Origin of the sequence: Loigolactobacillus backii (genome assembly GCF_003946275.1) — a bacterium.
Classification (GTDB): domain Bacteria; phylum Bacillota; class Bacilli; order Lactobacillales; family Lactobacillaceae; genus Loigolactobacillus; species Loigolactobacillus backii.
The window spans coordinates 1-4,934 of record NZ_RHNQ01000099.1 but is presented as its reverse complement, the minus strand read 5'-3'; the positions used below and the strand labels follow the sequence as shown (position 1 = coordinate 4,934).

General features: G+C 39.5%; 1 protein-coding gene. It reads left to right on the top strand.

What is annotated here, in order from left to right:
• The first annotated feature begins 158 nt into the window (after positions 1 to 158).
• Positions 159 to 4,517, top strand: coding sequence for a glycoside hydrolase family 70 protein (locus tag EKM61_RS11265; protein WP_191983600.1), 4,359 nt, complete (start codon positions 159 to 161; stop codon positions 4,515 to 4,517).
• The last annotated feature ends 417 nt before the right edge of the window (positions 4,518 to 4,934 follow it).

Here is a 4,934-nt window from a genome sequence, read left to right as displayed (position 1 = left end):
TTAGTCACTTATGAGTCTAACTGTGTTGGACTTTTTTGTTAATTTTTTTGTATTATTACAAACTAGCACCACGCGTACTCTCTCTCATTCGGCTATGAGTGTTATAATTACTATATAAGTTAAAATTCATCAATTATACAAAGCAGGGGAATATCATTATGAATTTACGAACAAACAACCCATTAAATTCCGAAAGGGCTGTGCATTATAAACTGTACAAGTCAGGTAAACTGTGGCTTGTTGCCGGAGTGACTTTTTGTTCATTTGTTGGCAACGCAATCATCAACGATCAAATTGCGCACGCTGATACAGTAACTGTAGCTAAAACAGCAACCACAGTCACACGGACAACCGTCAGTGCTGATTCAAAAACAAGCAATGATTCTACTCAAGCAGATACAGTTTCCACTACGGCTAACAAGGTCGCTAAGACTACTTCAAATATCGCTCACCAACCCAATAGTGCAACAAACAGCTTAAATACTAGTCAAGCAGCAACCGCTACCTCAAGTACAACCACCAAGGCTGCTTCGAGTATCCTCAGTCAAGCGGACAGCGAAACTGCCAACTCAAACACTAGTCAAGCAGTAACTGCTACCTCAAGCGCTACTACCGAGGCTGTTTCGAGTGCCGCCAACCAAACGGGCCAAAAAGTAAGCTCCAGTAATAACAAAAGCCATGAGGCAAAAGCTCACACAACTAGTGCTGCCTCTGGTTCTATTAGCCAAGTAAGTAACACAGCAGTCAAATCAGCAGCAAGTACCGAGAATACCAACAAGGCCACATCAGTTGCTTCAAGTGCAGTAAATCGCCAAGCAACCACGACCAAAAAAGCTGACATTAACTTAACTACGGTAACTGCAGCCACAGCTAACACGAAGCCAGCTACACAAGTAAGACTAATGGCCACTAGTTCAGCTGCAATGAAAATCAAGCCTATAACTTACAAAATCCAATCGAAACAAATGACCCGTAATCAGTATCAATGGCAAGGTAACAATTTATATTATTACGGTAATGATGGACAACCTATCACTGGTCTACGACACTACAGTAATAACAAGCTAGAATATTATGGCACAGATCATGTTCAGTATCGTAATCGTTATGCTAGTCAGGGAAATCAGTTGTATTACTTTGGTAGCAATGGTGACGCAGTAACTGGCTTACGTCATTACGGCAATAATAAGCTAGAATATTATGGCACAGATCATGTTCAGTATCGTAATCGTTATGCTAGTCAGGGAAATCAGCTGTATTACTTTGGTAGCAATGGTGACGCAGTTACCGGCTTGCGTCACTATGATAATAACAAGTTAGAATATTACGGCGCGGACCACGTTCAATATCGTAACCGGTATTATCAAGAAGGTAATAAATTCTATTACTTCGGTGGTAACGGTGACGCAATAACTGGCTTACGTCATTATGGTAATAACAAGCTAGAATATTATGGCACAGATCATGTTCAGTATCGTAATCGTTATGCTAGTCAGGGAAATCAGTTGTATTACTTTGGTAGCAATGGTGACGCAGTAACTGGCTTACGTCATTACGGCAATAATAAGCTAGAATATTATGGCACAGATCATGTTCAGTATCGTAATCGTTATGCTAGTCAGGGAAATCAGCTGTATTACTTTGGTAGCAATGGTGACGCAGTTACCGGCTTGCGTCACTATGATAATAACAAGTTAGAATATTACGGCGCGGACCACGTTCAATATCGTAACCGGTATTATCAAGAAGGTAATAAATTCTATTACTTCGGTGGTAACGGTGACGCAATAACTGGCTTACGTCATTATGGTAATAACAAGCTAGAATATTATGGCACAGATCATGTTCAGTATCGTAATCGTTATGCTAGTCAGGGAAATCAGTTGTATTACTTTGGTAGCAATGGTGACGCAATGGTCACCATCCGTGGGGCAATTGAAAACGGCAAGTTTAATATTTATGATATGCGGACAAACAAGCTTATTAAGAGCCTCGACGCTGGTACTTGGGAGAACTTGGCCTATTCGATGGATGCCAACTCCATTAACAATGTTGATGGCTACCTTAGCTACAGTGGTTGGTACCGACCAATTGGAACAAGCCAAGATGGTAAGACATGGTACAAGACCGGGGCTGGTGACTGGCGGCCAATCTTGATGTATGCATGGCCAAATAAGGATGTTCAGGCACAATTCATTAAGTATTTTGTTAATCATGGTTATGAGAATGCTAATTATGGATTAACAAAGGTATCGGTAGCAAATCTTAATAAGGACACAGATGCAACAGTTCTTAACACGGCAGCACAAAATCTTCGTTACGTAATTGAACAAAGTATTGCTACTAATAAGGGAACGGGTAAGTTAGCAAATGACATTAATGGTTTTGCAGCTACTGTTCCTGAACTATCGGCTTCATCTGAATTATCATTACAGAGCATGCCAAATTATAAGCCTGATAAAAGCGGAACTGTAGATAACGATCAAGTAATCTTCGTTAATGACGCTGATAGTAAGTATCGCTTAATGAACCGTACGATCAATAACCAAACTGGTAATGATAATAGCGATAACAGTCCTGAGTTATTGGTTGGAAATGATATTGATAACTCTAATCCGGTGGTACAAGCTGAGAACCTTAACTGGGAATACTTCTTGTTAAATTATGGTAAGCTGATGGGTTATAACCAGGATGGTAATTTTGACGGTTTCCGGATTGATGCTGCTGATAATATTGATGCTGATGTGCTCGACCAGATGGGACAATTAATGAATGATATGTACCATATGAAGGGTAACCCGCAAAATGCTAATAATCACTTAAGCTATAACGAAGGATACCATTCAGGTGCTGCCCAGATGTTGAACAAGAAGGGTAATCCACAATTGTACATGGATTCTAGAGAATTCTATACTTTAGAGAATGTCCTCGGACGTGCTAACAATCGTGATACTATTAGTCATTTGGTTACTAATAGTATTGTTAACCGGCAAAATGACGTTACGGAAAATGAAGCTACTCCAAACTGGTCATTTGTCACTAACCATGATCAACGCAAGAACTTGATTAATAGGTTAATTATTAGAGACCATCCTGGCATAGCTTATAAAGCAGAATATGCTAACCAAGCTTGGCAAGAGTTTTATGCTGATCAAAAGAAGACCGATAAGCAGTATGCTCAGTATAACGTTCCAGCACAATATGCAATTCTTCTAAATAAAGATACTGTACCGCAGATTTACTATGGTGATCTTTACAACGAAACTGCACAATATATGCAGGAAAAGTCGATCTACTATGATGCAATTACGACGTTAATGAAGGCACGGAAACAATTTGTTAGCGGCGGACAAACAATGACCAAGCTTAGCGATAACTTAATTGCAAGCGTTCGTTATGGTAAGGGCGTTGCTAATGCTAATAGTGAGGGTACTGATAGTTTGAGTCGAACGAGTGGAATGGCAGTTATCGTTGGTAACAATCCACAAATGGCAGAGCAAACAATTTCTATTAATATGGGTCGTGCCCATGCTAATGAGCAGTATCGTAACTTGCTTGACACAACGGATAATGGTTTAACATATAATGCTGATGGTGCTGAAAATCCAGAGACCTTAACAACTGATGATAATGGTATTTTGAAGGTTACTGTTAAGGGATACAGCAATCCTTATGTAAGTGGATATCTTGGTGTGTGGGTCCCAGTTGTTTCTGGAAATCAGGATGTTACTACTAATGCCGCCACTGTTTCAGCAGATAGTAATAAGATCTTCGAATCTAATGCTGCACTTGATTCTCATATGATCTATGAAGACTTTAGTTTGTATCAACCTGAACCAACAAGTACAGAGAATCATGCATATAATATTATTGCCCAAAACGCTGAGCTCTTTAACAACCTGGGAATTACTGACTTCTGGATGGCCCCTGCTTACACACCGTTTGGTATGAGTCGCTATAACGAAGGTTATTCTATGACTGATCGCTATAACCTAGGGACTAATGCTAATCCAACCAAGTATGGAAGTGGTGAAGAATTAGCAAACGCGATTGCCACTTTGCATAGCGCTGGCTTAAAGGTTCAGGAAGATATTGTTATGAACCAGATGATTGGCTTTTCCGGTCAAGAAGCAGTAACGGTTACCAGAACTAACGATCGTGGAATGCAGATTTACGTCAATGGTAAGACATATGCTAATCAAATCTACTTTGCATACACAACCGGTGGTGGAAACGGACAGGAAACTTATGGTGGTAAGTATCTGTCAGAGTTACAGTCCAAGTATCCTGACTTGTTCACCACAAGGGCCATTTCTACCGGCGTAGCTCCTGATCCAACTACTCATATTACTAAGTGGTCTGCTAAATACGAAAACGGTACATCACTTCAAAATATTGGAATTGGTTTAGCTGTGAAATTACCTAATGGCGATTACGCTTACCTGGATGGTGGTAATAACGATAAGTTTAAGACGACCCTTCCAGAACAGATGGGATCGATTGGTTACTATGTTTAACAGGAATTAAAAAATTAGGCTTTCCTAAGCTGATTACGACAATATTACACTACGGAACCTAAAAGAGTGAAAAACTGCAATTTATGGGATTTCTTCCTGGTAAATTGCAGTTTTTTTGTCTGTTTTGTTACATTTTGTGGTTAGTAAGGACAACAGGATGAAAGCATGACTTGCTAAGGCCTGTATGGTTAAGGCAGATTGTAAAATTTAAGTTGAACATTTAAGTGGACAGAAAAAACCATCAAGGTCTTTAATGGTGTTACCACACAATCCATTAGAAAGAATGGATGTAAGCTGATTCCTGAGACAACTTTTAAGAGAGGGTATAATGAATAAATCATCTCTCAAAAGGAAGGAATTTTTACATGCCAACTCGTTACGACAAAGAATTCAAACAAAACATTTTCAACCTATATA

Coding starts and splice junctions, on each gene's coding strand:
- EKM61_RS11265 (WP_191983600.1), top strand. CDS start 159: ATGAATTTACGAACAAACAACCCATTAAATTCCGAAAGGGCTGTGCAT.